The 19,571-nt window shown below is 47.5% G+C and carries 14 protein-coding genes; 3 read left to right on the top strand and 11 right to left on the bottom strand.

The genetic code is table 11. The features are described 5' to 3' along the window. Positions 1-127: 127 nt before the first annotated feature. The gene (locus LRL21_RS34800) at positions 128-3,124 is read right to left on the bottom strand and encodes a family 78 glycoside hydrolase catalytic domain (protein WP_240420410.1); all 2,997 of its coding nucleotides are present in this window, start codon (positions 3,122-3,124) and stop codon (positions 128-130) included. Positions 3,125-3,292: 168 nt separating this feature from the next. On the opposite strand from LRL21_RS34800, the gene LRL21_RS34795 reads away from it, so the two are divergent. Then, the gene (locus tag LRL21_RS34795) at positions 3,293-4,168 is read left to right on the top strand and encodes an AraC family transcriptional regulator (RefSeq protein WP_240420409.1); all 876 of its coding nucleotides are present in this window, start codon (positions 3,293-3,295) and stop codon (positions 4,166-4,168) included. 60 nt (positions 4,169-4,228) lie between these two features. Here LRL21_RS34795 and LRL21_RS34790 read toward each other — a convergent pair whose 3' ends face one another. Next, positions 4,229-5,152: a LysR family transcriptional regulator gene (locus LRL21_RS34790; RefSeq protein ID WP_240420408.1), complete on the bottom strand. Its 924-nt coding sequence runs from the start codon at positions 5,150-5,152 to the stop codon at positions 4,229-4,231. A 110-nt stretch (positions 5,153-5,262) separates the two neighbouring features. On the opposite strand from LRL21_RS34790, the gene aroA reads away from it, so the two are divergent. Beyond that, entirely contained in the window at positions 5,263-6,654 is a 1,392-nt protein-coding gene (gene aroA / locus LRL21_RS34785) for a 3-phosphoshikimate 1-carboxyvinyltransferase (RefSeq protein WP_240420407.1), read from the top strand. A 136-nt stretch (positions 6,655-6,790) separates the two neighbouring features. Here the strand turns inward: aroA and LRL21_RS34780 are convergent, their stop codons facing one another. The 9 genes from LRL21_RS34780 to LRL21_RS34740 all read right to left on the bottom strand — a co-directional run bounded on the left by LRL21_RS34780 (position 6,791) and on the right by LRL21_RS34740 (position 18,010). After that, positions 6,791-7,699, bottom strand: coding sequence for a dihydrodipicolinate synthase family protein (locus LRL21_RS34780; RefSeq protein WP_240420406.1), 909 nt, complete (start codon positions 7,697-7,699; stop codon positions 6,791-6,793). 55 nt (positions 7,700-7,754) lie between these two features. Beyond that, a complete protein-coding gene (locus LRL21_RS34775) occupies positions 7,755-9,038 on the bottom strand; it encodes a nickel pincer cofactor-dependent isomerase, group 22 (protein ID WP_240420405.1) in 1,284 nt (427 codons plus the stop codon). 42 nt (positions 9,039-9,080) lie between these two features. Next, the gene (locus LRL21_RS34770) at positions 9,081-10,043 is read right to left on the bottom strand and encodes a phosphoglycerate dehydrogenase (RefSeq protein ID WP_240420404.1); all 963 of its coding nucleotides are present in this window, start codon (positions 10,041-10,043) and stop codon (positions 9,081-9,083) included. Then, positions 10,043-10,873: a carbohydrate ABC transporter permease gene (locus LRL21_RS34765; protein WP_240420403.1), complete on the bottom strand. Its 831-nt coding sequence runs from the start codon at positions 10,871-10,873 to the stop codon at positions 10,043-10,045. The genes LRL21_RS34770 and LRL21_RS34765 overlap by 1 nt, the downstream gene beginning before the upstream one ends. 11 nt (positions 10,874-10,884) lie before the next feature. Next, positions 10,885-11,757, bottom strand: coding sequence for a carbohydrate ABC transporter permease (locus LRL21_RS34760; RefSeq protein ID WP_240420402.1), 873 nt, complete (start codon positions 11,755-11,757; stop codon positions 10,885-10,887). Between the two features lie 71 nt (positions 11,758-11,828). Next, positions 11,829-13,154, bottom strand: a complete 1,326-nt coding sequence (locus LRL21_RS34755) for an ABC transporter substrate-binding protein (protein WP_240420401.1) — start codon at positions 13,152-13,154, stop codon at positions 11,829-11,831. 168 nt (positions 13,155-13,322) lie between these two features. Further along, positions 13,323-14,978, bottom strand: coding sequence for a response regulator (locus LRL21_RS34750; RefSeq protein ID WP_240420400.1), 1,656 nt, complete (start codon positions 14,976-14,978; stop codon positions 13,323-13,325). 1 nt (position 14,979) lies between these two features. Continuing rightward, positions 14,980-16,701, bottom strand: coding sequence for a sensor histidine kinase (locus LRL21_RS34745; protein WP_240420399.1), 1,722 nt, complete (start codon positions 16,699-16,701; stop codon positions 14,980-14,982). A 409-nt stretch (positions 16,702-17,110) separates the two neighbouring features. Then, on the bottom strand, positions 17,111-18,010 hold the full coding sequence (locus LRL21_RS34740) for a LysR family transcriptional regulator (RefSeq protein WP_240420398.1): 900 nt from the start codon (positions 18,008-18,010) through the stop codon (positions 17,111-17,113). 114 nt (positions 18,011-18,124) lie between these two features. Between LRL21_RS34740 and LRL21_RS34735 the strand changes: the two genes are divergently transcribed. Continuing rightward, complete coding sequence (locus tag LRL21_RS34735; RefSeq protein WP_240420397.1) at positions 18,125-19,405, top strand: adenylosuccinate synthase; 1,281 nt, start codon at positions 18,125-18,127, stop codon at positions 19,403-19,405. Positions 19,406-19,571 lie beyond the last annotated feature (166 nt).

Genomic DNA, 19,571 nt, shown 5'->3' with positions numbered 1-19,571 from the left:
TGTAAGCATTTCCATGTCAAGCAATAATTCAGATTGTTTTTAATTTTCTGATAACTTTATATATGAACAAGAAAACACCAGATTTCCTGTGTCTGGTGTTTTTGCGATATTTGTGTATCATACTCAATTAAATTCGAACGATCGTGATATCAGGCGTGTAGCCGGTCGGACATTCGACCTCCAGCTGTATCTCTTTCGGGGCACTTACCCGTATCTGGAACAAACGCTGCTGCGCATCCAGCTTCCAGGATACCTCTATGCAGCCTTGAACGGGCAGTGGGATTCGTCCCTTGGCGTAGCGCAAATCACCTGGAGACGGCGCTACCTTGACCTGAGTCCAGCCTGGAGTTAACGGTTTGACACCGAGCAGCTGATCCCCCAGGAAATATCCCGGAGCCGCAGACCAGGCATGGCAGTGACTGCGTGTCAGCATGCGCGGATTCGCCCGATTTTCCTTAAAGCCGGGATACATTTCCCAGCAGGTCGTCGCATCATTCTCAATCATTTCGCCAAAATGTTGACGAATATCTTCCAGCATACGGCCCGTTTCACCGTATTTGGCAAGCGCCTCGTAGTAGAAGAACGACATAAACGGACTGCCGATTTTCACAAAATGCTCCGGAGGTGCAAGCAAATACTCGCGTAAAATCGACTCGCGCTTCCCGTTGGCAATATGACAAATCAGGGCCACAACCTGCGTTTGCATACTGAATATAGACGAAACCCTTCCATCTGCATGGATACAATCCACATAAGCCTGCTGCTCCTCTGACCACAGCTGACGATTGATCGCCTCAGCCAGCTGCGCGGCACGCTCCCGATACAACACGGCCTGTTCGCTGTCATTTGCTGTTTCGGCCAATTCCGCAGCTGCATACAGCGTCTTCACCAAAAACATCGTTTGGTGAGTAACAACACCATCCCGCGGTTGGTCGATGGGTGCCCAATCCAACAGATTCCAGCCTCTAAAACTGAACAAGCCATCCTCGCCAATGTGCTGCAGGTAATGATCAAGCGTGTATTTTACATGCGGCCAAATATCCTCCGCAAACTGGATTTTGCCTGTGTAGTCGACATATTCCTTGCAGGCAATGACCCAGAAGAAGGTCCAGTTCGGTATGACGCTTACCCAGCCGCTTGGCACCTGATCCCCATAATAAGGGGTCTGTCCAGCCGATCCCGGCACCAACCGCATGCAGCGCTCCACGATATCGGTCGCCCCGAATACATAATAATTAACTAATGCTTCATTACGACTATCACCTACCCAGAAGGTCTGCTCATAAGCAGGGCAATCTACGAATGTATCCTCCATGCATAAACGGGTCGTATGACGACTGATTTCCCATATATCATTTAATAAGGGGTCAGAGCACTGAAATTCGCCGATTTGTGCAACAGGAAAGTTGCTTTGGCGGACTACAACCTTATACCACAGAGTCGGACGCACGCCGCCGCGTACAGTGACCATGAGATAGCGGAAGCCTCGGCGAACGGGCGATACATAGCTTTGCCTGCCCTCGCGGCATATATATCGCAGCGTATTATCCAGACCGTAGGTTTCCTGACGCCAGCCATCCTGCTGGAACTCATAGCCATACATGTCGATTACCGTTCCCTCTGGAGCATTCAGCTCAAATTCCAGAAAGCCTGACCATTGCTTGCCAAAATCCAATACAAATTCCGTATCGCTTCCCTCAAATAATGGAGCCTCCACAGGTACCCCATTGGCCGCTGCCAGAAGCTGTAAGGATACAGGAACGGCATGACTCACGGAATCCTGTTTCCAAATGGACATCGCAAACGTATCCTCCAGTCGAACAAGACTTGGAGAAATGGCTTTCACCGGATAAGCCCCACTAACCAAATCATCTATCGTCTTGATCTGTTTGATTGTCTCGGTAACCTTGGACAAGGCTTCAACGTAATCCTCCGTCTCCTTGGCATCTACGACATCGGTATCCTTGATAACCATATGCTTATAAGGGCCTACGGTGACGACTGGCGATGGTTGCGTTTCATTGCTTAATGATGACGACTCCAAAGGTGATACAACCTCAAATGGAACGTTCGCATCCAACGCAATCCGGAAGGCTTTGCCATGATCTTTGCCGGATACGTCCAGCAGCAGCAGGTGGTCTCCTGCAGTCAGCTCCACACCAAGCTCCAGCTTCGGATCTTCCCCGTCAAAATCCGATTTCTCATAGAGCTGTCCATTAATCGCACAAGCGAGAAATGAGGTTTCCACCATACATAGAGTCACCAGTCCCGGCTCGAACAGACGTATTAGCGCCGCTACCATCCCGGCAACCTGGTAGTGATTGGCGTGATCAGCGCCACTGTCCTCCCAATGGTATTTGACATCGATAGCAATCGACCATGCCGGAGGTCTCGTTTGGTTCAACGATTCCACCCTTGCAGGATACACCACTTCCTCAGTAAGCATCGGAATGTCTCTCTCCATCATCCCCGTCCACGGTGCCGTACCTACCGGACCAATGGTATGTGCAGCCTGCCAACCACTATCATCGAACCCCGCCTCCGTCCAGCTGTCATCCCACAGCCTGGCATCCGTACTCTCGGCAAAAGCATGCTGTACGGACATCCGTGCCTGATGCGGGTCGTGACCTGCGTGCAGCTCTGTTTTCCAGCTGGAGTCAGTCACAATGGATTTCCTTGGCTCCGTACTCGATTTTCCCCCGGCTCCGGAAGCTTCACTCCTATTGGCAGGTTCGATGCTGCCTGTACCTGAAAAGGTCAGTTGTGCCAGCAACCCGCCGCGTCCCCGCAAGCTGTAAAAGGTCGCTACCCCAAAATGCAGCACCAATACGGCAATACTGTTTGGAGCTCCCGAATGCAGCAAATGAGAGATCTCGTAAACATCATAAGCATACTGGTGATGATACGAACGTACAGGCCCACGTCCAACCAAAACCCCATTCACATACAATACATATCGGGTATCTGCGGATAACAGCAGCTCGGCTTTTCCCACGGAATCAACTACAGGGATGAACGAAGTTCTGAAGCATCTCCATTCGTTCCTCGGGCTTTCCTCCCCTTCTCCCCAAATCCAGCGTGCCTCTGGTACAAACGGTAAATCGTGAACCGTTCCAGTTTCCATGTATTGTCCTCCTTAGATTTCTTCTGAACATATAAATCGTTCTTAGAAACACTTACTTCGTAAGTAGATGCTTGACTGCCATCTATTCTTATTTTAATATGGTCGCAATGAAGTATTAGGGTCTATACGGACATTTAATAGGGGCATTTCATAAGGAGGTCATGAAATATGGTTCAGCAAGCCGTTTTTGTCACCCGAGGTGAGCAATTTTTTGACAAAAGCTTTCCTATCTATGTGAATCGGGTCGCGGAATCGTTCCATCTTGGGGTGCATTCGCATGATTTCTATGAAATTTGTTACGTCGGGGAAGGATCCGGCTTTCATTTTATAGGAGGGCAGTGCTTTCCGGTACGTAAAGGGGATGTGACCTTTATTCCAATTGGGGTTTCTCATGTATTCCGTCCGGAATCACCCACCACCAAAACCAAGCTGATCGTCTATAACTGCCTATTTACCCAGGAAGCCGTAAGTCATATGCAAAGCATCCTGCCGTGGGAACCAGGAAGTGGACTGCTGGACAGCATGAACGGAGTCAGCTGGCTGCGGCATCGTGAGGAAAGAGATGAATTCGAGCGGATTTTCAGCTTTCTCTATCAAGCTTTCTCAGCCAAAAAGCCCGGCTGGCAGCTCATTGTATATGGAGGGATGCTCCAACTGAACGGTTTACTGTTCCATACAGCACGACCTGTCTCCAATCCCGCCGGTTTACCGGCCCTAAGTGCCGGCATCGAACCCTTCGATCAAGCTTTGGTCATGATGGAACGTGATTTTGCTCATCCTTTGACGGCCTCCATGGTTGCTTCAGCGATTAAGGTCAGTGAACGCCACTTGTCACGGCTGATCAAAGCCCGAACAGGAATGACCTTTGTTGGTCTGCTCCAGCATCTGCGAATTCGTGAGGCTTGCTTTTTACTCAGGGAAACCAGCTTTAAGGTAAGTGATATCGCTTCTCGTGCCGGATATCAGGATATGAAGTTTTTTAATCGTTTGTTTAAAAGCAAAACAGGTGTCACCCCAAGTCAATACCGGGACTCCACCTGTTGAAAAGAATAGATGCAAAACGTACAGCCTAACGAATATCCGATCCGCAAAGCTTCCTGTTTATCATACCATACGATCTATCGGACGCGCTTCCATTTCATTCTGCTCCATATGAGCGACAAGCTCTTTTACAAAAAAAGCCGCAGCTTGCGACAAAGCCCCATCCGGTATCGTAACGACCCCGATCGAGCGGGAAGGGATCGGCTCCACAAGCTCGAGCTCGACCAGCGTGCCTGCCGCCAAATCATCGCCTACAAACTCCTTGGTTATAAAGGAAATACCCATCCCCTTACGGACAAAATCGATCAGCAAATCCACGCTCCCGAGCTCAATATCCGGTACGACCTCCAACCCATAGGTTTGCAGCAGCGCATGAAAAAATGTACGCGTCCGACTGTGTGCCGACAACATAACAAAAGGCTGCTTACTCAACTCCTGAAGCGTAATCGGTGCTTGGGCAAGAGCTGCATATTCAGGCCCCGCTATGAAGCAGTCCTGGATCGGCCTCGTCGTTTGCACAAGAAGCCGGTCATCCACCGGCAGATGGGCAATTCCGCAATCGATCTCCCCATCCCGCAGACGCTGCAGGATGGACTCCGTTTTTCCGTGAGATAAGCAGATGCGTATGCTCGGATGCGCCTTGTGAAATTTATCGAGAAAAGGAAAGAGGAAATATTTGCAGAGCGAGTCGCTGGCACCGAGACGAATCGTCCCCGCTATATAGGTTTTCATCTCGCTGATTTTCCGCTCTCCGGCAACCAGCAGCCCGTAAGCCTGCTCCACGAATTGAAACAGCACCCTGCCCTCTTCCGTCATTTCAATTCCTTTGGCCTTGCGCAGCAGCAGACGAACGCCCAACTGCTCCTCCAATTGTTTAATTGCGTAGCTGGCACTCGGCTGCGTAATGTAAAGCTGCTGCGCGGCTCCGGTTATGCTGCCTTCCTTCACGGTGTGATAGAACACCTTATAGTAGTCCATCGAGCTCATGACATAGCACCTCTCTATGTGAAGTATAGAAGATAACAATTTTTTGTATGTCTATCTATTCCTTATAATAGAGAAAACATCCAAATTCGTAAACAAGGAGTGACAAGCTGATGTCTGCTAACCAGTCGCCACATGATGGCAAGAACGATTCTAAACACAGTTTCAGCCCCGATCTTCAAGCCCGCTCCCCCTGGGCCGCTCTGTCAGATACGAAGGAAGTCGAGATTTATCCTCCCCTTCATGTACCGGATGGCGCCATCGCCATTCCCGGCAGCAAAAGCTGCACGAATCGTGCGCTCCTTATAGCTGCATTGGCAGAAGGCACATCCACAATCGGACATATTCTTCGCAGTGATGATTCTTACTGGTGTCTGGATGCTTTGCAAAGGCTGGGCGTGAAGCTTGATGTCGATGAAAGCACGGTAACCATTGAAGGAACTGGAGGCCAATGGCCAAATCAGAGCGGAAGGCTGTATTTGGGTGCGGCTGGCACAGCAGCCCGTTTCCTGCCAGGAGCTTTGGCGGTAAGTGCAGCGGGGAATTGGTTGGTTGAAGGCAGCCAACGTCTAAGCGAACGTCCGATTCGGCCATTGATTGAAGCCCTTCAGCAGTTAGGTGCAAGCATCGAATATAAGGCTATTAATGGGCAGCTGCCTATAGAAATTCAGGCACATGGACTTCGTGGGGGCAATGTACATGTATCCGGGTCTGTTTCCAGTCAATTCATAAGCGGATTGCTGCTTGCTAGTCCATATGCGAGGCAAGCAACACGAATCAGAATCACAGACACCATCGTCCAGCACGCCTATGTGAGCTTAACGATAAGCCTGATGAAGCAATTTGGTGTTACCGTAACGCACCATGAACGATTGAATGAATACGAAATTTTGCCGCAGGTGTACGCAGCCCAGACGCTGACACTCGAAGCCGATGCATCAACCAGCTGCTACGCGCTGGCCTACGCCGCACTAACCGGTGGTTATGTGAGGATTACCAATCTTCCAGACCAAACGAACCAACCGGATCTCGGTATGCTGGAGGTGTTTGAACAAATGGGCTGCCGCATTCAGAAGAGTGCCGCCGGTATTGAATTATGGGGAGCACAGCAATTAAAGGGCGGCTTTACGATCAGTATGAAGGAAATGTCGGATCAGACGATGACTTTGGCAGCCATGGCTGTCTTTGCCGATGCGCCGATTACGATTACGGAGGTCGGCCATATTCGAGCACATGAATGCGACCGCATACAGGCCATGTGCGAATCACTTGGCCGTCTCGGGATTCAGGTCGTTGAGCACCCTGACGGAATGACAATCTATCCCGGCACCCCGCAGCCTGCTGTACTGCCAACCTATGATGATCATCGTATGGCGATGTCGCTTACCCTGATCGGCTCTCGCATCGGCGGTATCCGTCTACTGGACCCCGGCTGTGTATCCAAGACGTATCCGCGCTTTTTCGAGGATATGGAGCAGCTTGGGCTGCAAGTGCATAGACGCTGAAGACGTATCTGCAAACAACATGCCAGAAGATGCGCACTATAGAACACGGTACATCAAAAAGGCCACCCGAAGTTTCCGGTTGACCTCATCATACAAGGAGCACCTCTCGGGGTGCTCTGCTCTGCTTTTCACCCAATTATCCCAATAACACGGCTGCCTGTTGTTCAAGTTTATTTAAAACTGCTTCCATCTCAGCAATCTCAGCCGATGTAATATTTAATTGGGGTGCTTTCATCAATCCGGCATCAACCCCTCTGAGCCTGAGTGCTTCTTTAAAGTAGGACATATTGCTTCCACTCTTCAATGCTTCACAAAATTGGGTAGCCAGCCTTTGCATCTTTCTTGCTTTATCCAAATCATTTGCTTTATAGGCGTTGTAGACGGCTACAAATGGTTCAGGGTATACGCAGGACACACCTGATACAACACCCTCACAGCCCATAGCCAATGCAGGCAAAAACAAGCGGTCAGCACCCGGCACTACCGAGAAATCACCTTGATTAACGGTAAGATATTCGTTCACTCTTAAAAAGTCGGGATAGCTGTATTTGATGCCTATCACATTCTTACATTGGTCAGCCACACGCTGAGCCACTTCCGGTTTGATATCATTCGCCGCACATTGCGGGATGCTGTACAAATATACAGGAAAATGATCCGGTACGCTGGAAGCAACGTTCACAAAATACGTTTCCAGCTCTTTATCGTTGGCTCCAAAAAACACAGGTGTAACGACGCCGATCCCGTCCGCGCCAATCTCATAAGCATGCTTAGCCAGAGCAATGGTCTCTTCCTCGTTCATCGCTCCGACATGAATATAGACGGTAACACGTTGATTTGCCTTTTTGACAACGGCCTGTGCAACTTTTTTCCGTTCCTCTACGGAAAGTCTCAGCATCTCCCCTGTTGTACCGAGCGGGTACAAGCAATGAACGCCCTTGGAAATTAAAAATTCCGTCAGCTCCTCCACTTTATCGATCTGAACATTGCCTTGCTCATCGAACGGAGTTACCATAGCTGTCGTTACACCATATAAATGTTTCATTTGTCCTATCTCCTTAATGATCAGATGATCTTCATCATTGCTAGTGTTGTGTCGTTCAAGAATGATCAACAAACAATGGCGGTACCGCCAAGTTGCCCAACTCATCAAATTCAAATGGTACAGCGTCTCCCATAATGGACATCGTGGAACAGCCTTTCAAAGCCTCAGCGTATGCGTCTGATACGTAGATATGCTGCAAAAATAATGTATTTTTAATCCAAACGATTTTAACATTTCCCGAAACAATCTTGTTGCACGTTTGAATTGCAATATTCAAGGCATCACGGTCCGAAGGCATCGTAACCGGTATTTTGGCACCTGTCAGAACGGTTGAAGTGATACAATTCGTATAGGTTTTGTTAAAATCAATCTTATCCACCAGCCGTCTTGTCGTAATATCCGCTAACCCAATTCCTGTAGCGTTGCCATGAGATTGATAGGTTAAATCGCGGACAAACACTTTTTGAATAGTCGGTGCTTCAACAGGATGATGAATCGGTCCGCCAAACCGGCCCGTAATGTTGGGGTCCATTCCTGCTCCGCTGATGTTCTTGCCTATCTCATCGATGATCAGCACATCTATCTGATCCAGATGAATTCGCGGCATATAGGTTTTAGCTATAGCCAATAGCTCCGGCTCCTTGGCAGCTATTTCTTCGGAGGTGAGGATTTGGATATCTGCTATTTCATCATACGCATTCTCAAGGATGGCAACCCCTAATACGATGGGTGTCTTCGCCAACAAAATAGCGCCCGCTTCCGGAATCAACGCTGCAAACGAGTCGAAGCCCTGGCTGTGCAGAGCTGCTGCTCCCTTATGCTTGCCTAAGCCGATTGCTGCCATTTTGAGCAGCCCGCTTTCCACAGAGCCCTTAAAATCGGTATGGGCTTTAATTCGTCCCACCATGACAACTGCATCCGCTTCAAAGGCATGCCGATCAAAGTACAAAGGGATACCACCGCTCGTCATCCCTGCCTCAACCGTATCCATCGAGCTGACAACAGGCGCTCCAACCTCAGCTTCCGTAATTCCGTATTCCGCCAGAATCTCGATCTGGCCTTCGGCAGAGGCACCACCGTGACTGCCCATAGCTGGAACGATAAACGGCTCCCCTCCATAATGCTTAATCATCGCGATAACAGCAGCTACAACCTGCTGCAAATCAGCAATGCCCCGGCTGCCAACTGCCACTGCGACCTTCATGCCGCTGCCAATTTTACGATGAACATCCTCTAATGCAAATTGCTGCTGTATAGCTTTCGATATATGCCCAACCCTTTTACGCGCAAAATGCTGTTCAACCGGAATCATTCGGGGAAGAATTGTGTCCATCAACATCTGCATCCGCCTCGATCTCGTAATAAAGTGTACTGCTGCAAACTACGTGAGCAGATTGGCCGGCTGCTTGTCATGGAAAACATCGAGAATCGCTTGAGCCGTCGTCAAGCTAACCAAATGGTACGTTTCATAGGTTTCAGCAGCCGTATGAGGCGTGGTGACGATGTTGCTGATTTGAAATAATGGATTATCCGCTGAAACCGGTTCTTGCTCGTACACATCAATGGCGGCTCCGGCAAGCTTTCCTGATTTCAATGCCTCATAAAGTGCTTTCTCGCTAACAACAGCACCTCTTGCGGTATTAACGAAGTAAGAACCATCCTTCATCATCCCGAAGGTTTCATTGTTCATGAAATGATGCGTTTCCTGCAGACTCGGCAAGTGCATGCTTACTACATCGGATTCACGCAAAATCTGCTCATAAGAAGTCAATGTAACGTTAAGCTCCCTGGCTTTGTCGGCATTTGGATATTTATCGTAAGCTGACAGCTCGACTTCAAAGCCTTGCAGCTTCTTGGCCACCATCTGGGCAATATTTCCAAATCCAAGCAAACCAATTTTTCTGCCTTTAAGCTCCGCTCCTACAAACCGGTCCCACACTCCATTTCTTGCTGACTGCTGCAAGGCCGGAATATTTCGCACGGCGCCAAGGATAAGTCCAATGGCTAGCTCCGCTACCGCGTTCGCATTTCCGCCTGGTACGTTCGTTACCTTGATGCCGTATTGCTTGGCCTTCTCCAGATCGATATTATCAACGCCAACGCCAAACCTTGCGATAACCCTCAGCTTGGGAGCGAGCTGGAACACAGCCTCATCCCATGTATCGACACCAGCGACAACGCCATCGATATCACGCACGATATCCTTTAATTCCTCGAACGTGAAGGGGCGGCCGAGCCTATTCTCTATAATTTCACAGCCGTTATCCTCCAATAATTGTTTCGCTTCTGCACACAGCTTGGAATAGTTGGTCGCCGTTACTAAAATTTTATTCACTTTTGTCATTATTTAACTCCTCCGACAGTCATTCCGCTGACCATATATTTTGAAGTAAACAAATACATAATGATGACAGGGATAGAAGCGATGATAGAACCTCCCATGAGAGGACCCCAAGCAAATACGTCACCTACAATCATATCGGCCAAGCCTAACGTAATCGTTTTGTCCGCACCCTTGGTCACAACCACCAACGCATACAAATATTCGCTCCAGCACAACGTGAAGGCAAAAATAAAGGTGGCCGCAATACCTGGTGCCGATAACGGAAATATAATACTCACCATCGTACGCAGCCTTGTGCAGCCGTCAATCATAGCCGCCTCTTCGATTTCCACCGGTATGGACTTGAAATAAGAGATAAGCATCCATGTTGCATAAGGAATCGTAATGGTTGGATATATGACCATCAGGCCAAATATAGAATCGTTTAGACCGATGGCAGACACCAGCATATACAAAGGAATGAACAATACAGCTCTCGGCATTAAATATGCGTACAAAATTCCTTTGGAAATGATGCTTCTACCTGGGAAGCGAAGCTTGGATATTGCATAAGCAGCCAGCACACTAATCATAATAGAGACTAAGGAAACAATCAGAGACACTACAAGGCTATTCTTAATGTTGACCAGAAAATGCTTCTCGGTAATCAGCTTCACATAAGCGGACCACTCGAAATGCTTGGGCCAAAATGATGGAACCATATTATAAATCTCACCTTGCGATTTAAAAGAGGTGTTCAACATCCAGTAAAGCGGAAACAAGGCAAAGATTAATAAAATGGCCAACGTCACGTATACTAAAATTTGTTTACTTACATTATTTTTTTCCATAGCAGCATCACCTACTCATTTGATGAAAGCGAACGCTTTGTCACGTAGTTAATCAGCAGGATTAACGGCGGCATCGTAATAATTGCAATAGCAATCGCTTTACCAAGGCTCAAATTCAAAAATCCGGTCGTATAGCTAAGTGTGGATAAAACTTGAGTGCCGTTGGATGGTCCACCACGGGTTAACAGCCATATAATTTCAAAATCGTTCAGCGTCCATATCGTTGTCATCACAGCCGCCAATATCGTGACTTCTTTAACAGAAGGCAATGTCATATATACAAATCGTTTAATTGCGCCCGCACCGTCCAGCATAGCCGCTTCGTACATCTCCTTGGATATCGTCTGCAAACCGGCAAGGATGGCTATGCCCATGAACGGAATGCCTCTCCACACGTTAACCAGGATGACCGAAAACATTGCCAGGCTTGGAGTTGCCAGCCAACCTACCTGATGGTCGAGGATTCCGGTTTTCGTCAATATATAATTCAACACGCCTCCAACATCTGAATAAATCCACTGCCATGTAAATACGGAAACGATGGTTGGAATTGTCCAGGGAAGAAACAGCAGCACCCTGAAGAGATTACGGCATACAATTTTTTCATTTAAAACTAAGGCCATCACCATACCGAATACGGTTTTTCCAATTACTGCCACTATAGTAAACAGAACTGTGTTCCAAGCTACCTTCCAGAACAACGAATCTTTCATGAGATCGATATAGTTTTTCAGACCGATAAAGGTGGCAGGAGTACCCACCGCTTTATTGGTAAAGCTTAAATAGACAGCCCAGCCGAACGGCAGCACCATAACGGCGAGCAAATAAAGGAGCACAGGACTCAACAGTACGTATGCAAGCTTGCTATCTTCGTTTGTTTTCATGCTTCATCCCGCCTAACCCGCCGGACCTGCGGAATGACGGCTTTTCGTCACTCCGCTGCCAAGCTTGGTAATTATTTTTTGTTATAAACTTCCTCAATCTTCGTGTGCAAATCCTTGACCGCGGTTTCAGGAGTGTAGCTTGCTTCCAGTAGCAGACGCTGGAACGCATCGTTAACAAGTCTCAGGTTGAAGATTTCTCCCGCCTTCGGATTGTATTCACCTGGATATCCAAGGAAATTAAAGCCTTTGACCGATTCAACGAAAGCTTTATTTTTCTCATCCTGCCATACAGGCTCACTCATCAGCTTCGTGTAAACCGGACCGGATAAAGGTGCTCCTTTTTCTACCCAAGTTTTGTACCATTCGTTGGCCAGCATATACTCTACAAACTTTTTGGCCAAATCCTTGTTCTTGGAATCCTTAAAAATTCCGAGGTTGTTGCTGATTCCAGGAATAAAGACCCCTTTAGGTCCTGCAGGATAAGGAGCAATCCCGGTGTTTTCGTACATCTCCGGATTGTCTTTTTTCAGCGTGCTGAGCACACTTCCTGTGTTGAAAATCATCGCAGCCTGTCCACTCAAGTAGGCTTTGTTGTTGCCGCTGTCATCCCAGCCAATTGCGCTTGGCGGCGTGCTCTTGTCAGTCAGGAAAATATCCCGGATGTATTTGGTCGCTTCAACCGTTTCCGGTGAATTCACGATCACGGTTTTGCCATCCTTCGTATCGACAGAGCCGCCGTAAGACCAAATGATCCCGCGCGTCAAAAACTCTGCATCCGAATTTCCTTTTCCATAACCGATCCCTGCGCCATATATCCCTTTGCTTGGATCCGTGAGCGCCTTAGCCATTTTTCTAAATTCATCCCATGTTTTCGGAGGTCCGTCGAATCCTGCCTTTTTCAACAGGTCCTTACGATAGTACAGTACTTGCGATTCGGTCCAATACGGTACGGCATACTGCTTTCCTTGAAAGCTGATAGCTTTTTTCAGGCTCTCCTGAATTTCACCATTGGTGCCTTCTATTTTTTTGACTACATCCGTTATATCCTCAAGAACGTTTTTACCGTAAAACTGGCCAACCTCCTGATAACCGAAGAACGATACATCGGGTACGGTTGAGGTTTCGATAGCTGCCGACCATTTAGGATAAAAATCTTCATAGGCAATGATTTCGACGTTGACATTCACATTATTTTCAACACCGAATTGCTTGGCCCGCTCCTGAATCATTTTGTTCTGGTCATCGAACAGCTGCTTTTTCATCCAGAAGGTTAAGGTTTGCGACGGCTTGGAGCTTGTATTATTTGCAGCTTCACCTGTCGGCTTCTCTGTACTGCAGCCCGCGGCAACAGACGCGATTAAAGCGACAGCCACAGTTTTGGACACCCATTGTTTCATGTGAATAGACCTCCCATAGTCGTAAAATCTGTGCTTGTTTTCTTGGATAGCAAGACTTACTGTACATCCCCAGCTCACAGCATCCTTGCTTCTGTATTTATTGTATTGCATCCAAGATAACGTTAAAATGCTAACTATTTAACATCGATAGTACTAAATTAGCAGACTCTAATCCCCCTCTTCGAGTCTCAAACGAAATTCCTGGGGGGTTACAAAATAGTATTTTTTGAAAACTTTAATAAAGTAATTCGGATTTTGATAACCCAGCTTTAATCCGATTTCATAGTTTTTCAGCGCACCGTTGGCAAGCAGAGAAGCCGCCAGCTCCATTTTCAAACGCAGCACATAATCGCTTAAATTCTCGCCCGTCTCCAGCTTGTACACTCTGGACACATGCACAGGATGCATATACATATGGTCGGCAATCGCCTGCAGGGAAACATCTTCAACCAGATGCTTCTGGACAAACAGCTGTATTTTGCGGACTGCACCTTCACGATCATTTCTCGTCTCATTCTCCATCCCTTGCTGCAGCTGCCGGAACGAATTAAAGATCCACTGCTCCAATGTCGCTATCGAACGGCAAGCAGGCAAGCCCGAGACCTCGGACAAGCCCGGACCAATCATGTCCGCTAGCTCACGCCCATTCTTATGAGCAAACGAGCTGAAGGACGCATAGACCGAAAAAAACACCTCAATCAGATGCTCCTGCGAATCGGCCCATTTCATACTTAACTCATTTAAAATACTGGTCAGCTTCTCGTGAGTCACTTCCCAATTCCCGGATTCCAGCAAATGAATGATATGAGGCGGCTCGTACAGCTTTTGCAGGGATTGAACGCCAAGCTGCTCGATTTCATCAGCAACATAAACTAGCAGTTCACTTTGATTTCCGATGCGTCTGCGAAGTGAAAGCAAGCTGTCCTGGTACAGCTTCTGCACATCGCCAGGGAAGCTCCCCCATTTGTTAAGCAGAACGGAAACCGTCCCTTTCAAATAACGATTTACATTCAGCTGCAGCTGGGAGCCCATAAGGTCAAGCTGTTCTTCAAGAATAGCCATCCCCTTATCCGGAGCTCCGGCAAGCTCAGCCTGCTTATCTGGGGAAACTGTAGCCAGAAATACCATATATCCATGGACGTCTTTACTTGACCACAGCTGAAAGTATTCGCCGGATATTTCTTCGGCCATGTTAACAATGGCGTATTCCATTAAGGATAAGCTATAGAAATCAAAATCGAGCATCGGACCCTCCAGTCGAACGAGCATAAAAGCAAACTGCTCATCCGTCTTAATGGACATTTTTAGAGAGTCAAGCTTCTCCATCAAACGCTGGGAGGCATACTTCCTTCCTTGGAGCATTTCATTTAACAATTCTCCTCTTAACTTGGGAAGATTTTCCTCAAAGGCTCTTACTACTTGCAGATAGGACTGATTCTCTTCTCGCTCCTTTTGCAGCAAATCTACAGCTTCCTTCACCTTGGCCAAAACATCTTCATCACTTATCGGCTTCAGCAAATATTCATACGTGTTATGCTGGATCGCTTGCTGGGCATACGTAAATTCCGCATGTCCAGACAACAGGATACATTTGATTCTTTTCCAGCTGCGCCGCACCTGCTCCAGAAGCTCCAGTCCATTCATTCCGGGCATTCGAATATCCGTGATCATAATATCGATCGAATTCGTCTTCAATATATCAAGAGCCTCGAAGCCCGAATAAGCTTTAAAGACCGCTGTGACGCCTATTTGCTCCCATGGCAATGTATCGCCAAGACTATCGACGACGAAGGCCTCATCATCTACAATCAGTAATTTAAACAATTCAAGCTCCCCCTTCGGTCGATGATTTCATAGCTTCCCATCTCAACTCCACGCGAAAGCCGGTTAGCGGAGACTGAGAAAAGGTTAGGCCTGATGTGCCACCGTACATATGGAGCAATCTTTGATGAATGTTCCACAACCCACAGCCCATTTCTTCATTCAACGGAATCGTGATTCGCCTTTGCAGCTCCTTCAATCCTTCAGGGGCAAGGCCAGGGCCTGTGTCATCTACAATAATCGTATGGACACCGTTCTTAGACTCCCCGTGAATTCGCAGCATACCGTACTCCAGACTATTTTCCATCCCATGAATAATCGCATTTTCAACGAGCGGCTGAATAATGAGCCTTGGTATTTCCATTCCCATCATCGCCTCAGGAATCTCTATTTCGTAATGGAACCTTTGAATGCGCAGCATCTGGATTTTCAAATAGTTTTCAATCAGCTTCAGCTCTTCGCTCACCGTTGTCATCGTTTTCTCCAGCCGCGTGGTGTAACGGTAATATTCGCCCAAATTTAAAGCCATCGCCACCACTGCCTCCTGATCGCCTAATTTGGCCATGCTTTTAATATAAAACAAACAATTATATAAGAAATGCGGGTTGATTTGTGACTGCAAATGTTTTAAGGTGGCCTCCCGGGACTGTAACGTTTCCTTATACACCTTTTCGATCAGCTCTTGAATTTGCTCAGCCATTTCGTTAAAGCTGACGAACAGAAAATCAAATTCATTGTTAGGCTGCTTCCTTAGCCGCGAAGAGTACTGCCCCTGCTTAATTCTTTGCACGCCTCGCAGCAGCAATTGAATCGGCTTTTGAACATTGCGGTACAACAAAAGCGTCGCCAAAATACTTAACACCATTAATAATCCCACAGAGGTATAGAATAAATTTCGGCTCGTTGTAATTGGGAAGAAAATGCTCTCCAGCGGCACAATATCGATCAGATACCAGTCCAGACTCTCGGAATGAATGTAATTCACGATATACTTTTGCTTATCCAGCGAGATGTTCAGACTTCCGTTATAGGCAAGCTGCGACTGGTCCAGTTGTTCAATAATCCGGTTTATAAGTATTCGGTTAGCAGAGTAGTTAACGATAGGCTCCATACCTGTCCGGTATAAAAAAGGCTCTCTCTGGCCCCCTTGCTTCAGCGTGCTCAGCATGTTTTTGATATTGTCATCCGTGAATCGCACCTCAACAAGCAGGTTGGTCAGATCGGTTGCATGCACTTTGGCAAAATAGCTTTGATACATTCCGTATACCAAGGAGCTGCGGTGCAGCCATTTTCTCGAGCCCGGATTAAGCAGATAGTTCTCCTCATAACGCACAGAATAATCGGGAGACAAAATTTCTTTGGAATCCAGCAAGTATAAAATGAGCTGATTATTCCAACCACTCGTTGCCGTTTGAATATTAAGTGCATCTGCAATCTGAAGCTGTTTTTGCAATAACGTACGGGATTCATCCGAATTTCGACTGTTAAAATATTGTTTGATATTGTAGTCCCGGCTAACCGTAACCGGAAACTTCGTCAATTGATCAATCATCATTTCCATCTGACTCATAAAAAAAGACAGCCTGTTGCGATTCGTGTCCTCCACGGTCTCTCTCACCACATTTACGCTTACCTGATAGGAGTACCCATATAATAAAATGATCGGAATGAGCAGAAAAAAAACAAGAGCAATTACTTTGCCGAAGGTGTTCATCCTTAATTTCATATCTGTAAGTTTCCCCCATTTCCTCATGATGTCATCTCTAAAAGTCCGGTGAATAAGTCTCGCTGCGCGGCCAAATATCCTTCCGATCGCTGTTGAAATCGTGAAATTGGATGAGATTAAGCGGTTTATTCACGATTTCAAAGGCGAACGCTTACGCTTCTCCAGGATCATTTGGCCACTGCGCTCGTTCTTCACCGGACTTCTAACTTTTATTTTATTGTGTCCAGCATTTTTAGCTATAGCATTAACTTAACATTTAGGGGATTAATTTAATTGAATTGAACAGGCGGCTGTACGCTGAACTACGCCACGTGGGGTTCGACAGCTACGATACAACAACAAGAACGCACGCTCTGGAGCTGCGTGCGTTGGAAAAGCGTACCAAACAAATTTCGGTATGCCAGAAGCTTTACTTGATACTGTGCTTTTCAGGCAGCAGCATATTAATAAACCGGTTAGCCGCCGCAGATACAGGAACGCCCTTGAGCGTAACAATCCCAGCCTGCCGTGGCGGGATCCGCTCCTTCAGCTTAATTTCAACCAGTACGCCTGATGCAAGCTCAGGCGATACGAAATTACGGATCACATAAGCAATACCAAGTCCAATCCGTGCAAAATCAACCAGCAGATCGATGCTGCCCAGCTCAATTTCCGGCTGAAGCTTCACCCCTCTAGCTTCCGCAAAGCTGTCAGCATAACGGCGAATACTGCTTCCCTTCTCTAATAGCAGCAGTGGATAGGTAATCAACCGTTCCATCGTAATCGGAGCTTGCGCCAGCGCCAAATAATCCTTTCCTGCTACGAACGTGTCCTGCAATTCCAACGCTTCCTGTACTTGCAGCTGTTTATCCTCGATTGGCAAATTGACAATACCAAAGTCAACCCTCCCTTGCTTCAGCAAATCAATCGTTTCCTGTGTCGTCCGATTCGTCACTCGCAGCTTAACGAACGGATAATCATGGTGAAACCGTTCCACATGTGGCAGCAAAAAATGCTTGCACAGCGTATCGCTTGCACCAATAGTAATTTCCCCGCTGTGCAGCTCATGTATGGAGGCGATTTCTTTTTCTCCTGCTTCAATGAAGTGGTACGCTTTCTCGATATATCGAAACAGCACCTCTCCCTCGTGCGTCAGCTTCACCCCTTTATAGGTCCGAAAAAACAGCTTGCTGCCCAGTCTGTTCTCCAGCTGCTTAACGGCGTAGCTTACTGCCGGCTGGGTAATATAAAGCTCTTCCGCTGCTTTGGAGAAGCTTCCAGTTATAGCGATTTTGTAGAATACCCGATACCATTCCAAATTATCCAACACCAATATCAATCTCCTTTATATCCTGTATCAATAATATCAATTTAACTTATGTCCTAATAGAGATTATACTGAAACCTGTAGGAGCAAGCAATCTGATGAAAAGAGGCGATGGATATGCCGGTTACGGCTGTAGTAGGAGCTAACTGGGGAGATGAAGGCAAAGGTAAAATGACGGATGCATGGGCATCCCAATCGGATTATGTTGTACGTTATCAAGGAGGAAGCAATGCAGGCCATACGATTATTAATGACTACGGCAAATTCGTGCTCAACTTGCTGCCCTCAGGTGTATTTGATCCTCATGTGATCAATGTAATCGGACCCGGAGTTGCACTTAACATATCTGATTTGATGAAGGAATGGAACAATCTGCAGGCACGCGGGATTCCGGCACCCCAGCTTGTCGTATCGGAGCGTGCTCAGGTGCTGATGCCTTACCATGTCCTCTTCGACGAGCTGGAAGAAGCCCGACTCGGTGCAAACAGCTTTGGGTCGACCAAGATGGGAATTTCGCCGTTTTATGCGGATAAATATGCGAAGCTGGGCATTCAGGTATCCGAGCTCTATGATCCAGAGCATTTACGGACCCGACTGGAGGCCTCGCTAGCTGCCAAAAATGTACTGCTGCAGCATCTATACGGGCAACCGCCTGTTCAGGTAGACGAGCTGATGCCGGAATTAATGAAGCTGGCTGCATGGCTGAAGCCTTTTGTTACGGATACAACAACAATGCTGAATCAGGCACTGGCGGAAGGTAAGCACATCCTCGTTGAAGGTCAACTCGGTTCCCTGCGTGATCCTGATCATGGCATCTATCCATTTACGACCTCTTCCTCTACGCTGGCTGGCTTTGCCTCGGTAGGAGCCGGGCTTCCTCCACATTCGATCCAACGTGTTCTTGCCGTAGTGAAGGCATACTCAAGCTGTGTGGGGGCTGGGCCTTTTGTGATGGAGCTAGTGGGAGATGCTGCTGAAGAGCTGCGCAAACGCGGTGGGGATGCCGGAGAATATGGAGCCAGAACCGGACGTCCAAGACGGGTAGGCTGGTTCGATGCCGTGGCAACCCGATATGGCTGTGAGGTACAGGGAGCCACAGAGGTGGCTTTAACGAACCTGGATGTACTCGGTTATCTGGATGAGATTCCAATCTGTACAGCTTATGAGCTTCATGGACAGACAACAATAACCTTTCCGGTGTCCGAGCAGCTTCAGTATGCTAGCCCGGTAATCGAAAAGGTCCCTGGTTGGAAATGCGATATTTCCCATATTCGCCGTTTTGAGGATTTACCCGAGCAGGCGCAAGCCTATGTTGTTTTACTGGAAAAGCTGATCCAGACGCCTATTCGTTGGGTATCCAACGGTCCGAACCGTGAGCAGCTGATGGAAAGAGTCTAGAGCTCTTCCAAACAAAAAACCGCTTTATCCCCCAGCGGATTGAACTGCACCCCAATTGTTAGACATCATCTAACAGTTGGAGGTGCAGTTTTTTAATGGCTAAGTATACTTCAGACGAAAAATTATCAGCTGTTCAACGTTATTTAAGCAATTCTGAGAGTTATGC

The sequence above is a fragment of the Paenibacillus periandrae genome, assembly GCF_022458865.1.
Taxonomy (GTDB): Bacteria; Bacillota; Bacilli; order Paenibacillales; family NBRC-103111; genus Paenibacillus_S; species Paenibacillus_S periandrae.
The sequence above is the reverse complement of the archived record's forward strand: the minus strand, read 5'-3'. Positions and strand labels throughout refer to the sequence as shown.